This is a genomic window from Mycobacterium sp. MAC_080597_8934 (assembly GCF_000523975.1).
GTDB lineage: Bacteria > Actinomycetota > Actinomycetes > Mycobacteriales > Mycobacteriaceae > Mycobacterium > Mycobacterium avium.
Genome location: NZ_JAOS01000019.1, coordinates 303,938 through 317,290, shown reverse-complemented (window position 1 = coordinate 317,290; position 13,353 = coordinate 303,938). Strand labels below are relative to the sequence as shown.

General features: G+C 67.1%; 16 protein-coding genes and 1 pseudogene. 9 read left to right on the top strand and 8 right to left on the bottom strand.

Annotated features, from left to right (window positions below; translation table 11 throughout):
* The first annotated feature begins 12 nt into the window (after window positions 1–12).
* Window positions 13–1,299: an amidohydrolase family protein gene (locus tag NF20_RS10415; RefSeq protein ID WP_019734169.1), complete on the top strand. Its 1,287-nt coding sequence runs from the start codon at window positions 13–15 to the stop codon at window positions 1,297–1,299.
* On the opposite strand, the gene NF20_RS10410 is transcribed toward NF20_RS10415, so the two are convergent.
* A complete protein-coding gene (locus NF20_RS10410) occupies window positions 1,296–2,180 on the bottom strand; it encodes an IclR family transcriptional regulator (protein WP_033712727.1) in 885 nt (294 codons plus the stop codon). The two genes, NF20_RS10415 and NF20_RS10410, sit on opposite strands and share 4 nt — an antisense overlap.
* A 67-nt stretch (window positions 2,181–2,247) precedes the next feature.
* On the opposite strand from NF20_RS10410, the gene NF20_RS10405 reads away from it, so the two are divergent.
* The 3 genes from NF20_RS10405 to NF20_RS10395 are packed head-to-tail and all read left to right on the top strand — an operon-like array spanning window position 2,248 to window position 5,204.
* The gene (locus NF20_RS10405; protein ID WP_019734167.1) at window positions 2,248–3,186 is read left to right on the top strand and encodes an SDR family oxidoreductase; all 939 of its coding nucleotides are present in this window, start codon (window positions 2,248–2,250) and stop codon (window positions 3,184–3,186) included.
* A complete protein-coding gene (locus NF20_RS10400) occupies window positions 3,183–3,986 on the top strand; it encodes an acetoacetate decarboxylase family protein (protein WP_009977852.1) in 804 nt (267 codons plus the stop codon). The genes NF20_RS10405 and NF20_RS10400 overlap by 4 nt, the downstream gene beginning before the upstream one ends.
* Before the next feature lie 3 nt (window positions 3,987–3,989).
* Complete coding sequence (locus tag NF20_RS10395) at window positions 3,990–5,204, top strand: amidohydrolase family protein (RefSeq protein WP_019734166.1); 1,215 nt, start codon at window positions 3,990–3,992, stop codon at window positions 5,202–5,204.
* A 24-nt stretch (window positions 5,205–5,228) separates the two neighbouring features.
* Here the strand turns inward: NF20_RS10395 and NF20_RS10390 are convergent, their stop codons facing one another.
* Complete coding sequence (locus NF20_RS10390) at window positions 5,229–6,437, bottom strand: IS110 family transposase (protein ID WP_007172600.1); 1,209 nt, start codon at window positions 6,435–6,437, stop codon at window positions 5,229–5,231.
* A 245-nt stretch (window positions 6,438–6,682) separates the two neighbouring features.
* On the opposite strand from NF20_RS10390, the pseudogene NF20_RS10385 reads away from it, so the two are divergent.
* Window positions 6,683–7,959, top strand: a pseudogene (locus NF20_RS10385) (amidohydrolase family protein).
* A gap of 7 nt (window positions 7,960–7,966) precedes the next feature.
* Here the strand turns inward: NF20_RS10385 and NF20_RS10380 are convergent.
* The 5 genes from NF20_RS10380 to NF20_RS26230 all read right to left on the bottom strand — a co-directional run bounded on the left by NF20_RS10380 (window position 7,967) and on the right by NF20_RS26230 (window position 10,647).
* Complete coding sequence (locus NF20_RS10380; protein ID WP_019732472.1) at window positions 7,967–8,488, bottom strand: hypothetical protein; 522 nt, start codon at window positions 8,486–8,488, stop codon at window positions 7,967–7,969.
* Window positions 8,489–8,564: 76 nt separating this feature from the next.
* Complete coding sequence (locus NF20_RS26235; RefSeq protein ID WP_020424469.1) at window positions 8,565–8,873, bottom strand: hypothetical protein; 309 nt, start codon at window positions 8,871–8,873, stop codon at window positions 8,565–8,567.
* A gap of 114 nt (window positions 8,874–8,987) precedes the next feature.
* Window positions 8,988–9,272, bottom strand: a complete 285-nt coding sequence (locus tag NF20_RS10370) for a hypothetical protein (protein ID WP_019732470.1) — start codon at window positions 9,270–9,272, stop codon at window positions 8,988–8,990.
* A 24-nt stretch (window positions 9,273–9,296) separates the two neighbouring features.
* Window positions 9,297–10,043 (bottom strand): hypothetical protein, encoded by a 747-nt coding sequence (locus tag NF20_RS10365; protein WP_019732469.1) that lies wholly within the window; start codon window positions 10,041–10,043, stop codon window positions 9,297–9,299.
* 304 nt (window positions 10,044–10,347) lie between these two features.
* On the bottom strand, window positions 10,348–10,647 hold the full coding sequence (locus tag NF20_RS26230) for a hypothetical protein (RefSeq protein WP_019732468.1): 300 nt from the start codon (window positions 10,645–10,647) through the stop codon (window positions 10,348–10,350).
* Between the two features lie 80 nt (window positions 10,648–10,727).
* On the opposite strand from NF20_RS26230, the gene NF20_RS25680 reads away from it, so the two are divergent.
* Window positions 10,728–10,934 (top strand): hypothetical protein, encoded by a 207-nt coding sequence (locus NF20_RS25680; protein ID WP_019732467.1) that lies wholly within the window; start codon window positions 10,728–10,730, stop codon window positions 10,932–10,934.
* A 301-nt stretch (window positions 10,935–11,235) separates the two neighbouring features.
* On the opposite strand, the gene NF20_RS28925 is transcribed toward NF20_RS25680, so the two are convergent.
* Window positions 11,236–11,490, bottom strand: a complete 255-nt coding sequence (locus tag NF20_RS28925; protein ID WP_080576349.1) for a DUF4236 domain-containing protein — start codon at window positions 11,488–11,490, stop codon at window positions 11,236–11,238.
* Between the two features lie 321 nt (window positions 11,491–11,811).
* Here NF20_RS28925 and NF20_RS28920 point away from each other — a divergent pair, with 321 nt between their 5' ends.
* The 3 genes from NF20_RS28920 to NF20_RS10350 all read left to right on the top strand — a co-directional run bounded on the left by NF20_RS28920 (window position 11,812) and on the right by NF20_RS10350 (window position 13,318).
* Complete coding sequence (locus tag NF20_RS28920; RefSeq protein ID WP_075362305.1) at window positions 11,812–12,057, top strand: DUF3761 domain-containing protein; 246 nt, start codon at window positions 11,812–11,814, stop codon at window positions 12,055–12,057.
* Window positions 12,058–12,147: 90 nt separating this feature from the next.
* Entirely contained in the window at window positions 12,148–12,867 is a 720-nt protein-coding gene (locus tag NF20_RS10355) for a hypothetical protein (protein WP_019733972.1), read from the top strand.
* Window positions 12,860–13,318 (top strand): hypothetical protein, encoded by a 459-nt coding sequence (locus tag NF20_RS10350; protein WP_019733971.1) that lies wholly within the window; start codon window positions 12,860–12,862, stop codon window positions 13,316–13,318. The genes NF20_RS10355 and NF20_RS10350 overlap by 8 nt, the downstream gene beginning before the upstream one ends.
* The last annotated feature ends 35 nt before the right edge of the window (window positions 13,319–13,353 follow it).

Here is a 13,353-nt window from a genome sequence, read left to right as displayed (position 1 = left end):
TCGACCTGATTCATGGAGGGCGCGATGGCTACAACCTGGGACACGCTGGACCGTTACATCGTCATCTCGACGGACACTCACGCCGGGGCGGATCTCTACGGCTACAAACCGTATCTGCCGGCGCGGCTGCACGACGAGTTCGACGCCTGGGCCAAGGCGTACGCCAGCCCGTTCGACGACCTGATCGTCGCCACCGCCAACCGGAACTGGGACCACGAGCTGCGGATCGGCGAGATGGACGCCGACGGGGTGGCCGCAGAGGTGTTGCTGCCCAACACCGTTCCGCCGTTCTTCCCGACCACGCCGAACATCACCATCAGCCTGCCCCGCACTCGCGCGGAGTTCGAAAAGCGCTGGGCCGGTGTGCAGGCGCACAACCGGTGGCAGGTCGATTTCTGTTCGCTGGCTCCCGACCGGCGCCGCGGGCTGATCCAGATCTTCCCCAACGACGTCGAGTTGGCGATGGAGGAAATCCGTTGGGGCGCGCGGCAGGACTGCTTCGGCGGTGTGCTGATTCCGCCGGTCTCGCCCGGCGATTCGCAGGTGGCCCCGCTTTTCCACACCCGCTACGAACCGCTGTGGGCGCTGTGTGCCGAACTGGACCTCACCGTGGTGCAGCACGCGGGGGCCGGCAGCCCGGAGATGCCGATGGACCAGCCGGCGTCCAATGCCGTGTTGATCACCGAGATGGCCCTGTGGGCCCAGCGGACCCTCGGCCACCTGATCCTGGCCGGTGTGTTCGAACGGTATCCGACGCTGCGGTTCGTGCCGACCGAGCAGGGAACCCTGTGGGTGCCGGCACAACTCGGCGTCCTCGACGCCATGGTGCCCACCATGAAATCCGATGCGCACAACCGCACCTACGGGATGTTCGGCGGCTCGTCGGTCGACGCGTTGACCCTGACGCCCAGCGAATACGTCCAGCGCAACTGCTATCTGGCCAGCGAGCTGATGCCCTACGACGGCGCGATGATCGACTTCATGGGGCCCGATCACATCATGTGGGGCAGTGACTATCCGCACGAGGAAGGCTTTGCGCCGCACTCGAAGTTGGCCATCCGCTGGGCGCTGCACGACCGGCCCGAGGATGCCTGCCGAAAGATCTTGGGCGGCAACGCCGCTCGGCTCTACCGTTTCGACCTCGACAAGCTGATTCCGGTGGCCGCCAAGATCGGGCCCACGGTCGAGGAGGTGCGCACCCCGGTGCCGGACACCGGCTATCGCGCCCCGGCCGCATTCGGCTACCGGCCCTTCGAAGGCGGGCTGGCGCTCAAGCGGCTGGCGCCGCAACGCGGTTAACCGGACTCGGTCAGGGCTTGGCTCAGCCGGCGGGTCGCGGCGGCCAGCTGGGTGCCCAGCCGGGTGACCGCCGCGCCGCTCATCGGCTCGGCGCTGGGCACCAGGCTGAGCATCAACGCGATGCTCGGGCCCGGCCCCAGGATCGGGGAGTCGATGTGGCTCACCTTGTAGCTGCGGTCGGGGGCCAGGCTGATCGGGAACCACTCCTCCTGGTGGATGAGCTCGTCGGTCAACGCCTGCGCCAGCTGGCTCAGCCGGGTGGATCGCACCTCGGCGCTGCGCACCAGCAGCGCCAGTTCCTGCAGCCGCACGTCGGGCAGCAGGTGCAGGCCCACCGCGTAGCCGCGCTGCCGGGCGGCGGCGATGGCCTCGCGGTAGCGGTCGCGCACCTCGTCGGGCAGGGCGGCCAGCCAGCGCTCCCGGTCCTCGGTTCCCGCCCAGGCAACGGTCGACGCCCCGTACGGCGGGCGGTGCGGGAACTGGGTGCCGATCGGCATCGGGTGCCCGCCGCCGCGGCGGCTGCGGACCTGATCGACGACGGTGGAGTAGTCCTCGCTCACCGAGAACGCCACGCAGTGCGCGCCCGTCGCCGCCGCCAGCTCGTCCATCACCGAGCGGGCCAGCACCAGGGCCGGGTAGCGGGCGGCGGCCTCGCGGCCGAGCCGCACCAGGGCCGGGCCCAGGTGGTAGGTCTTGCGCACCGGGTCGCGCAGGAGCCAGCCGGCCCGCAGCAGTTCGGACAGCATCGAGTGGCAACTGGCCTTGTGCACGTGCAACCGCCGGGACGCCTCGGCCAGGGTGATCCCCGCGCTGCCGTCGGCCGCCAGCAGCTCGAACAGATTCACCACCCGCTCGGTTTGCGGCGAGGGACGCGCGGCCATGCCGGCAATGGTCACATAATGCGAACGCTTGTGGTGCTCTGTGCGACCATGTGACGATGGCCACACCATGACGGACCTGCAGGGCAAGGTGGCGGTGATCACCGGCGGCGCCGGAGGGATCGGCCGGGCCCTCGGCCGTCGTCTCGGCCACGAGGGCATGAAGGTGGTGCTGGCCGACGTGCTCGCCGACCCGCTGCAGGAGGCGACGCGGGCGCTGACCGACGAGGGCATCGAGGCGGCCGGCGTGGTCACCGACGTCACCGACTACTCCTCGGTCGAGGCGCTGGCCAAGGAGGCGTTGCGCCGCTTCGGCGCGGTGGACGTGGTGTGCAACAACGCCGGTACCGGCGCGGTGTCCGAGGGCTATCTGTGGGAGCACGACCTGGCCGACTGGCGCTGGGGGATCGACGTCAACGTGCTGGGCGTCATCCACGGCCTCAAGGCGTTCGTACCGATCCTGCTCGAGCGGGGCGAGGGACACGTGGTCAACACCTGCTCGGGCAACGGCGGATTCGCGCCGATCGCGCGAGGCGCCATGGGCGGACCGGCCACCGCGGTCTACCCGATGACAAAGGCCGCGGTGCTGTGCCTGACCGAGAGCCTGTACACGCACCTGGAGATGACCGGGACGCGGGTGCGTGCGCACGTGCTGTTCCCCGGCGGGTTTTTGAACACCGGTATCTGGGAGTCGTGGCGGCATCGACCGCCGCGCTACGCCCCGACGCAGCAACGCCGCACGCCCGAGCAGACGCTGGACAAGGTGGTGGCCCGGTTCGAGGCCGCCGGCGCCCGCGTCGAGTTCACCCCGCTGGAGACGGTGGCCGACCTGGTGGTGGACGGCATTGCGGCGGACCGGTTCTGGATGATGGGCCCGCCCACGGCGTCCGACGACGTCGTGCGCCGCAAGGCGGCATCGATCCTTTCCCGCGGCGCCCCGGACTACCTGGTCGACGTTCTCGGCCGCAGCGCCGGCGCAAACTCCGAAACGCAAGGAGAAAACCAGTGAGCAGCAACGTCATTCGCTACGGGCCCCGCCCGCCCGAGGCCCAGGTCGACCACGAGATCGATGCCACCAAGGCGCCGATTGCCACCGAGGCGGTGACGGTCACCTACCTCACGGAGCCGGACATCGTCGCGGCGGTGCTGCCCAAGCCGCTGCAGCCGGCCGACGAACCGCTGGTGCGTATCCAGCTGCAGCGGGTCCGCATCGAGGGGATGGCGCCGTTCGGGTCGGCGGTGTTCTCGGTGACCGCGCGGCACGGTGACCGGCACGGCGACTATCCGCTGTTCATGCCCCAGTCCACCGAACAGTCCGTCACCGGCGGCCGCGAAACCTTCGGCGAGCCAAAGAAACTCGCGCAGATCACGGTGGAGCGCGACGGCGACCGCGTCACCGCCGGCGTGGACCGGCTGGGCTACCGGCTGATCCGGCTGAGCGGGCAGGTCAGTGGCCCGGCGGAGTTGCCGCCCGACCAGATGAACACCGAGTTCTACTTCAAGTTCCTGCGCGCCCCCGACGGCAGCGGCATCACCGACCCCCACCTGGTCTACGGTGAATACCACCGGCACTACGAGCTGCTGGAGAACATCGACGGCACCCTCGAGCTGGGGGAGTCGCCGCTGGATCCGGTGGCCGACATCGTGATTCGTCAGGTCACGTCGATCACCTGGTGCCGGCGGCGCACCGTGCAGGTGGGGCGGATCGCGGCGCGGGTGCCGCAGGAGTGGCTGCTGCCCTACGTACACCAGCGCTACGACGACGTGGCCCTGCTGGCCGCCCCGCGGCCCGAACCGGCGCGGGCGTAGCGCATGGACCGCTACACCGTCATCTCGGCCGACTGCCACGCCGGCGCGGACCTGCTCGACTACCGCGACTACCTGGATCCGCAGTACCGTGACGAATTCGACCGTTGGGCAAAGACTTACGTGAACCCGTTCGGCGACCTGAGCGAGCCCGACGCCGAGCGCAACTGGAACAGCGCGCGGCGCAACTGTGAGCTGGACACCGAAGGCATTGCGGGAGAGGTGATTTACCCCAACACCGTGCCGCCGTTCTTTCCGCACGCCAGCCTGGCCGCCCCGCCGCCGGAGACTGCGCGGGAGCTCGAGCTGCGCTGGGCCGGGCTGCGCGCCCACAACCGCTGGCTGGCCGACTTCTGTTCGCTGTCACCCGAGCGGCGCGCCGGGGTGGGGCAGATCCTGCTGGGGGACTTGGACGAAGCCGTTGCCGAGGTGGGGCAGATCGCCAAACGCGGCCTGCGCGGCGGGGTGTTGCTGCCCGGGATCGCCCCCGGCACCGGCATCCCGCCGCTGTACGCCGAGCACTGGGAGCCGCTGTGGGCGGCGTGCGCGGAGGCCGGGGTGGTGGTCAACCACCACGGCGGCAACGCCGGGCCGAGCCCGATCGACGGGTGGGGCAGCTCGTTCGCCGTCTGGGTGTACGAGACGCACTGGTGGGCGCATCGGGCGTTGTGGCACTTGATCTTCAGCGGTGCACTGGACCGCCATCCCGATCTCACCGTGGTGTTCACCGAGCAGGGCGCCGGGTGGATACCGGCGACGCTGGCCTCGCTGGACGTGGCCGCGGCCCGCTACGCGCGAGCGAACTCGGCGATCGCCCGGTTCGCCGGTCCCACCGCCGGTTCGCTTTCGCTCAAGCCGAGCCAGTACTGGGCCCGCCAGTGTTACGTCGGCGCGAGTTTCATGCGCCCGGTCGAGTGCGCCGAGCGGCACGGAATCGGTGTCGAGAAGATCATGTGGGGCAGCGACTACCCGCACTACGAGGGGACCGCCCCCTACACGCGAGAAGCGTTGCGGTACACCTTCAGTGACGTTCCGCCCGACGAGGTGGCCGCCATGGTGGGCGGGAACGCGGCGAGGGTGTACGGCTTCGACCTCGACGCGCTGGCGCCGCTGGTGGACCGGATCGGCCCGAGCGTGGCCGAGGTCGCCGAGCCGCTGGCGGCCGTGCCCGCCGACGCGAGCAGCACCGTCTTCGAGCCCGACCCCATCCGCACCTGGTAAGCGAAAGGACTCTCAATGACGATGTCAAGCCGCCGACTGAGTGATCGGGGGTGAGTCGGGTTGCCAGGTGCGGTTGTCGCGGATGAGTGCGTAGAGGACGTTGGTGCGGCGTCGGGCCAGGCAGATGGTGGCTGGGATGGGTCGTTTGCCTTGGTTTCGTTTGCGTTGGTAGTAGGCGCGGGAGGCCGGGTCGCAGCGGATGGCGGTCAGTGCGGACATGTACATCACCCGGCGCAGCCGGCGGCTGTAGCGCTTGGGGGTGTGCAGTCGTCCGGTGCGTTTTCCCGAATCTCGAGATACCGGTGCGAGCCCGGCCCAGGCGGCGAGCTGGTCGGCCGAGCCGATCAGTTCGGGATCGCCGACGGCGGCCAGGAATTCAGCACCGAGCCGAAATCCCATGCCTGGGATGCTGGTGATCACTTCGGCCAGTGGATGGCGGCGAAATCGGTCCTCGATGTCGGCATCGGTGGTCTTGATGCGGTCATCGAGGGCAATCACCCCCTGCGCCAGATCAGCGATCAGTCCGGCGGCCACTTGTTCGCCGGGCAGTCGGACCGTTTGAGTTTTGGCGGCCGCCACCGCAGCCGCCGCAATGGCCGCGGCATTACGCACTCCGGCGTCGGCCAGGATCCGGGTCAGCCGCGAAATACCGGTCTGGCGGATGGCTTTGGGGCGCTGGTAGCGCGCCAGCAGCACTACCCAGCCCCGGTCAGCGCTGAGCTGGGCGGCCCGCTCCAGCGCCGGACACACCGCAACGAGTTGTTGGCGCAGTCGGTTGATCGTGCGGGTGCGGTCAGCGACCAGGTCGGCGCGATGAGCGGTGAGCAGCCGCAGTTCGGTGATCAGATCGTCGTCGGGATGCAGCAGTGGCAAGTCATCGCCGCGCATCCGCGACTGATCAGCGATCACCCGGGCGTCTTTGGCGTCGGTCTTGGCTTCACCACCTCGATAGACCGCCGAGGCTTGCCAGACCGCACGGCCCGCCAGGTAGCGCACCGACTTGCCGGCATCAGCCAACACGGTCAACAACAGGGCGGCATACACCGTGGTCAGGTCCACCGTCCAGGCAACCTGATCAGCCAACGAGTCAATCTCGCCGATCAGCGCACGGATCGGTTGCTCCTCGTTGCCGAGTCTGCGCGACAACACCACCGTGCCGCTGTTGTCGACCACGCACACCCAGTGATGTTCCTTGCCGACATCAACCCCAGCCCACAACTGGCCCGCTGCCATCGATCTCCTATCCGCTTGTCTGCCAACACGATCCCCACGGACAACCCCGCCAGCATTTCCTTAAACAAGCGATCACGTCGCAGATCTCAATCAGCGGCCCGAGGAAGTCCAGGAAGGCCGGGCGGCCAGTCCTTTCAAGCCGCACCACCAGGCCGGCAACCGACATGCCGCCTCACCCGACCCACCCGGGTCACAGCACAACGTAACAACACGAAGTAACTGCACCTACGAACTTAAGGACCGCCATGACCGACGTGGACCCCTACATCATCATCTCCGCGGACACCCACGCCGAGCTGCCGACCGAGCGCTACCGCGAATACGTCGACCCCGAATACCGGGAGGACTTCGAGACGTATCTGGCGGAGAAGACGGCCGCGGCGCAGGCCGGCGGGTTCATCGACGAGGAGTTCGCGCAGGAGTGGTTCTCCGAGCACGGCGAGGGCATCGCCGGCGGGTGGGATGTGGCGTTGCGGGACAAGGAACTTGACGGCGACGGGGTGGTCGGCGAGGTCATCTTTCCCGACGCCGACGCGGTGACCGGGGTGGCCGGCGCCCCGTTCGGGGCCGGCCTGGGCCAGTCGGGCGACCTCGACCCGGGCCGGGCGATGGCCGGGGCGCGGGCGCACAACCGCTGGCTGGCCGAGCTGTGCAGCCACAGTCCCGAGCGGCGGGCCGGGGTCGCGGTGGTGCCGATCCTGGCCGACGTGGACGCGGCGGTCGCCGAGATCACTCGCGCGGCCGAGTCGGGGTTGCGGGCGGGATCCTGATCCCGGCGCGCTGGGTCGGCTACCCGCCGTATCACGACCGTCGCTACGACAAGGTCTGGGCCGCTTGCCAGGACCTGCAGATGCCGGTGCACACCCATTCCGGTCCCGCGCCGCAGGAGGAGTACGGGGGCCATCTGGGCATCTATGTCACCGAGGTGCGGTGGTGGGGGGCGCGGCCGCTGTGGTTCGCGTTGTGGTCGGGCGTGTTCGAGCGTTTCCCGGGCCTGCGCTGGGGGGTGACGGAGTGCGGCGCGTTCTGGGCCAACGATCTGCTGTGGCTGATGGACACCCGGTATCTGCGTGAGCATTCGGCCAAGAAGATGAGCCATCTGATGGAAGGCGACCTGACCATGCCGCCGTCGGCGTACTTCGACCGGAACTGTTTCATCGGCGCCACCACCACCGAGCGCAGGGAGCTGGCCCGGCGCTACGAGATCGGCGTGTCGAACATCTTGTGGGGCAACGACTTTCCGCATCCGGAAGGAACCTGGCCGCACACCCGCGACTGGCTGCGGCGCTCGTTCTGGGACATTCCCGTCGAGGAGACCCGCCAGATGCTGGGCCTGGCCGCCGCCGAGCTGTACAACTTCGACCTGGGCGCGCTGGCCCCGCTGGCCGCGCGCATCGGCCCGGTTCCCGCGGACCTGGGCCAAGACGATGCGGTGAGCATTCCCAAGTGGGAGGCGGCCCGCCGGACCGGACGACACTGGCTGACCGACGCGGAGCCCATGCCCGATCTGGTGCAGAGCTGAACGCGGCTCAGGTGTGGACTTTCCAGCCGGCCAGCGGGGTGGGGGCGGCCGGCGCGTCGGGGTCGTTGAACTCGATGTAGACGTCGCCCTGGCGGATGGCGCCGTCGTAGGCGATGAAGCCGTGGGCGGTTTGACCGTTGGTGACGCTGCCCACGCGCAGCGGCGGCGTCTTGTTGAGCTGCTGGTAGTCGGCCAGCGACGAGCCGCCCTGGGTGTCGCGGTAGGGGTCTTGACGCCACGGGGTGGAGGCGGCGGTGATCGAGGCCTGGCTGTAGGTGAACGGCTTGTCGGATTTGCCGGCGATGGTGAGTTCAATGACGTTGCACCCGCCGCCGCCCGGGCAGCCGGACGAGACCCAGGTCGCGCTGTTGAGCGTGACGTCGGCCGTCGCGGTGCTGTACTCCGTGACGTGGATGGTGGTGCCGGACTTTCCGGTCGGGAAGGGCGACTGTTGGGGCGTCGGGTCGGCGGTGGCGCCGGGCGCGGTCAAGCACGCCGTCAGCGACAGCGCCGCCGCGAGGGTGCTCATGCGAGCAGGTCTGGTCACCGGCTGAAGATAGCGCATTGCGACGTCGCGACGCCGCCGTCATTCCTGCGGTCGAGGCTCACGGCGGCGGCGGGGGCGGGGGCTCGGCCGGGGGCGGCGGCGCCGGCGGGTTGTCCCAACTTCCCGGGGTGCCGGCGGGCACCTGCATGCCGAGCCAGTTGCACGGCAACATCGAGCGCCACGCGATCAACGCGCACTGCTGTTCCGGTGTCAGGGGACTGGGACCCGCGCAGGGCGGTGTTCCCGGCGTCCCGCAGATCGGGTCGGCCGATGCCGGGGGCGCGGAGGCGAACGCGGCAACCGGGAACATCGCCGCGGCCGCCGCAACGAGGGTGATGACGACACGTCGGATGCGATGCATGGCCACCTCGAATCTGTAACTGCGTGCCGCAGATCGTAACTCGGGGCTCTGACACGGCGGGGCGGTTTTGACGTGGGCGGCCTGGTTGGGCGGGTGGCGACTGTGGCCTCGGGTGAGAACTCAACCGGGCTCGATGTCGAGTTCCTTACAGAGTTCGGTTAGGGAAACCGTGTCGCCGCTGCGCAAGGAAACGCTGAGCCGGTCTTCGAGGTCATCGAGCACCAGGTTGATGATGCGGGTCGGCACGCCGCGGAAGACGGCGTCGTCGACCGCGTCGCACAGCTGATTGGCTGCGGCAGCAATGGTTTCGATGCCGAGGGCGCGCACTGTCGGGTCGTCCGGGGCGAAATGCTCGAGCCGGTCGGCCGCGTCCAGCTCCGCGTCCTCTGCGTCCGGATCACTCATGTTGACCAGAAAGCCGGTTGGCGGTTACCAGATGACTACTTCGGCGTTGTCGCCGCCGTAGCAGCGCGTCGAGATCTTCGTCGATCCGTCGGTGAAATACGCGGGGTATCGGCCGACGCAGGTGATCTGATAGCCGTTGCCGGTCACCGGCGAGTACGCGACGAAGGTGTTGGCCATGCCTGAGGCGTAAAAGACCTGGCGCACGTTGGCTGCGAATTCGCAGCTGGTGTGGCCGCCGACGACGCCTTCATGCCCATCCGGGCAAATCGTGAAAACGTCGGCGCCGCCGCGTGGCGGGAGCGCCGGAGCCGGTATCACCGGAGGCACCGGTGGCGGCGCGGCCGGCACGGGTGTGGGTGTCGGCATGGCCGTCGCTATGGAGGGCGGCTGCTCACCGGCCGGCACGGGTGCGGCGGTGGTTCGTGGGTGCACCCCAGCAGGCTCGACCGTGGCGGGGTGCGTGGTGCCCGCTGCAACTTTCGCCCTGCTCTGGTCATAGAGGTAGAACCCGAGCCACATCAAGAGGCCCAGAACGATCGCGACTGCCGCGGCGGTAATGAGGATGATGCTGGCCTTTTCCGCAGTTCGCCCCCACGTGTAATCACCCTCGGCGTTGCTGTCCTCATCGGACCACGCCAGCCCCGGTGTGGCGACAGTGAGCGGTGGCACGACCTCGGTCTCATCGGAGGCGCTCCCGACTCCGGTCTCATCGTCGTTGGCAGCGGCCGTGGTCGGTGGCTGTTCGTCGCCTTGGTGGTCGTTGGTGGGCATGTGCGGGGGCTCCTGCTCGGTGTGTTCTTGAATGTTCGCACCGGGGAGCGACAGCCGTCCGCGAAATTGGCCGCGGGATCGCTGGGCCCGCAGCCTGAGTCGGCCTCTTGTCAAAACGAAGTCCGTGCGAATGCAGGATCAGAAGGGCGCGACTCAGCCCGCCAGGCCGAGGTGTAGACACTCGGGCTGCCGGCTTAGCGACGTGCCGAAAGACGTTGATGGATGGGGTATTTCACTCGCTGGTTGGTGGGACTGGCTTGCTCAGGCACCCCTGAATGCAGCGAAAAAAGGTGTTAGGCCTGTGCTAATGCGGTGCGTTGGCCATGAAGCACCGCACCCGAGTGGCGGCGTCTTCCGGCTTGACTCCCATGTCCACTAACCGCTGGACCACCTGTTCGGGAGGCACGCCAGAACTGAGGTCAACGTCGATCACATGAACGCTGGGAAACCAAAATTCTGCCTGTTGCCCCGGTGGCGGGGGCTTGGCATCGCCGCCGACGCACTGTACGTAGCCATTGACGCCGGTATCAGCGTGCGCTGCCGCCGCGCCTATGAGCGCAGTGAGAGCCATGCCGGCCGCCGCCGCGGCAGAGGTGAAACGCATGGGGGCATTATGCCGCGTTTGCCTCGTTTAACAACTACGAATCGGCGGTTGAAATGCACAAACCCCGCTGTGCTCGGCCGGTGACCGCTCTCACCGGGAAGTCGCCCAAGTCGTTCGTGCAGAACGCGATCCGGATGGCAGTCGATAGCCGCGTCACCCGTGTCGCCGAGACGTTCAAGTACGTGACGGCCCGGCCGGGTGCGCTGCACCGGCCGTTTCGCGTGACCGTCTATTTGAGCGCGACGGCATCGTTGCTGGCGGCAGCATCGCGTGTGCCCGCTCGGTGATGACGCCTACTCGACGCTGCACGACAAGGTGGCTGCGTTGCTGCACTCGCTGGCGCGCAACCGTAGCTTCATGGACGGCGATAAGTGCCTCGCTCGGGCATACGCCTGGCCGTTCATTCGGCTGAACAGCATCGACCTGTCGACCATTACGAGGTTGACTTCCCCGAGGAGCCGGTAATCACAGCGGCGATAGGCGGTATCGACTGGCCAAGGTTGCCGAAGGTCTGCGCCTCATCGCCGGATACAAAGGCAGACAACGACAGATCGTCTGCAATGGGCTGAATTTTCAATTCCGCTAGCGTCAGCGATCGCACATTAGCTGTGGGCGTTGCTGGTGGCAGAACTCGTACGCTCCGGGTGGGGATGAGGTTTTGCCGCCGATGACCTTAGTGTCGCAGAAGCCGGTGCAGGGCGCTCGGATGGTCTGCCGCCGCTTGCGGTCGGTCCCATGGGTGATCCTCAACGGGCCTCCACCGATACTGGTGGAAATTCCTCGCGGGCTCACGGTGAACCGCACTGGCCCGAATTTCCTTGGCCTGCGATGGCTCACGATCATTGCCTCCGTTGGATAGTGGTGGCCGCATCTAGTACCCGCTCAGGCGTCTAGGTTGATAAACAACCAGATCGACAGTTGCTTCCCAGCTTCGGCGGTCAGCGCCGCTGAAGCGACCTCCCCAGTTCGGGATCCGTTGCGCCAGAGCGCCTGCGGGAGCCGTAGCACGATCTGGCTATTTTGACCGCGGACTTGTGCGGTGTTCCGACCCCTATGTATTCATTTTGGGATTTTGAAAATCGACATACGAATGACTCGGCGCAGCTAAATTAATGTCCTCCCGGCATCGGGGACGTTTCCGCGCGAACCAAAAGGAGTTGAGCCATGTCTCGTGCCACCAAGATCATCGTCGCCCCGGCTACCATGACCGCGGCTCTCTCGATCCTTGCTCCGCTCTCGCCCATGGATCCACGACCGTCGTGCGGCGGCTACATCAACGTTGACGGTAACTGCGTTCCATCGCCGGATCACACACGGAGCAGCCTCCCCGACAACGATGGGACGTACAGCCACTCCCAACACAAGCAGGGGTCAGGCTCCTGGCACGGCGGCACCGGTAGGTCCAAGTAGGCGAGGAGCAGGCAAGTCATGGGAGCAATGAAACTTGGTCGTGCCGTGGTTGGGCGGTGGCCTTACACATAAGAAGTCTGGTGGTCGGGTTTGATCGACACCGTCGGCAACCAGCTGCCGCCGACAAGCCCGTTCAGCCGTACCGGAAAAACCGCGCGGGCTAGTGTCGCGAACATGCCTCTTCGGACCCTGGTGAAGGTTGCAGCCATCGTCTGGTCGGCGGCACTGATCGTCGCTCTCCTCGTGGGATTGCCCGCGCTGCTCACAGCACAGGGCGTCAACATCAACTTCGCCCTGGTAATTAGCGCGCTGTCTGCCGCCGGTTCCTTCACCGCCGCCGCAGTAGCCGTGTGGATCGCTACGACCGACCGGCGCCAGCGCAAACGTGAACGCGATGCCGCTAACGAAGCGCAGGCCAAACTGGTCATCTTGGACATCACCTCCAGGATGGGGCGAGTCGGCTGGGACGCACCCGAATACAGCGTGGGATGCCTCAATCACGGCAGCACGCCGATCTTGGACGTGAAACTTGAGTCTGCACACATGCGCGCCTTTCCCCAAGCCGTACCGACGCTCTCGAAGTCCGAGCGGCCAGTGCTTCGGCCGACACCACACGAAAGCGCATCCTTCACCACCCGCTGGGTGGACGAGAATGGCCAACCGTTCCCGATGGACAAGAAGCTGCACCATGTCAACGTCGTGGATATCGAAGCGGCCGTGACGTTCTTCGATGTCCACGGCAACCAATGGCGCCGATCAAACACCGGCACACTCACACTCCTGCGGAAAGGCGGCAGCGAAGATGGCTGACATCGAATTCAACGACGAGTTCTTTAACCGCCTTGAGAAGGGATGGCGGATTCCGCTTGACGGGACCGAGCACGACGCGATACTCGCAGTAAAGCGCCAGTTCGAGGAAATGGGAGTAACACCCGACGATGCCGGGATCGCGCAAATGGTCCGCGAGGCGCGGAGCGCCGCGCTAGCGTCACCGGATATGTGGGAACTCAGCCAGCCTGGTGGTAATGCGGTCACCTACCTGCGGAATCCATCGGACAACAATCGGTACAACGTCGTGGTCAGAAGTCAGATGATCCGCAACAGAGAACAGCAGGTGACGCTTCCGGTGGTCTACGCACAGGCGCAAGAAGAACTCGACACCATCCGTGCCTTTGGCGTCGACACCAGGGTCACGATTACTTGGCACGAACGGCAAGACGAGTCGGACGACCCGCAACAGTGGAGCACCGTACTTCCCTGAAGTCCCGTTTCCGAAATGCTCCGGTGGCGCGGGAA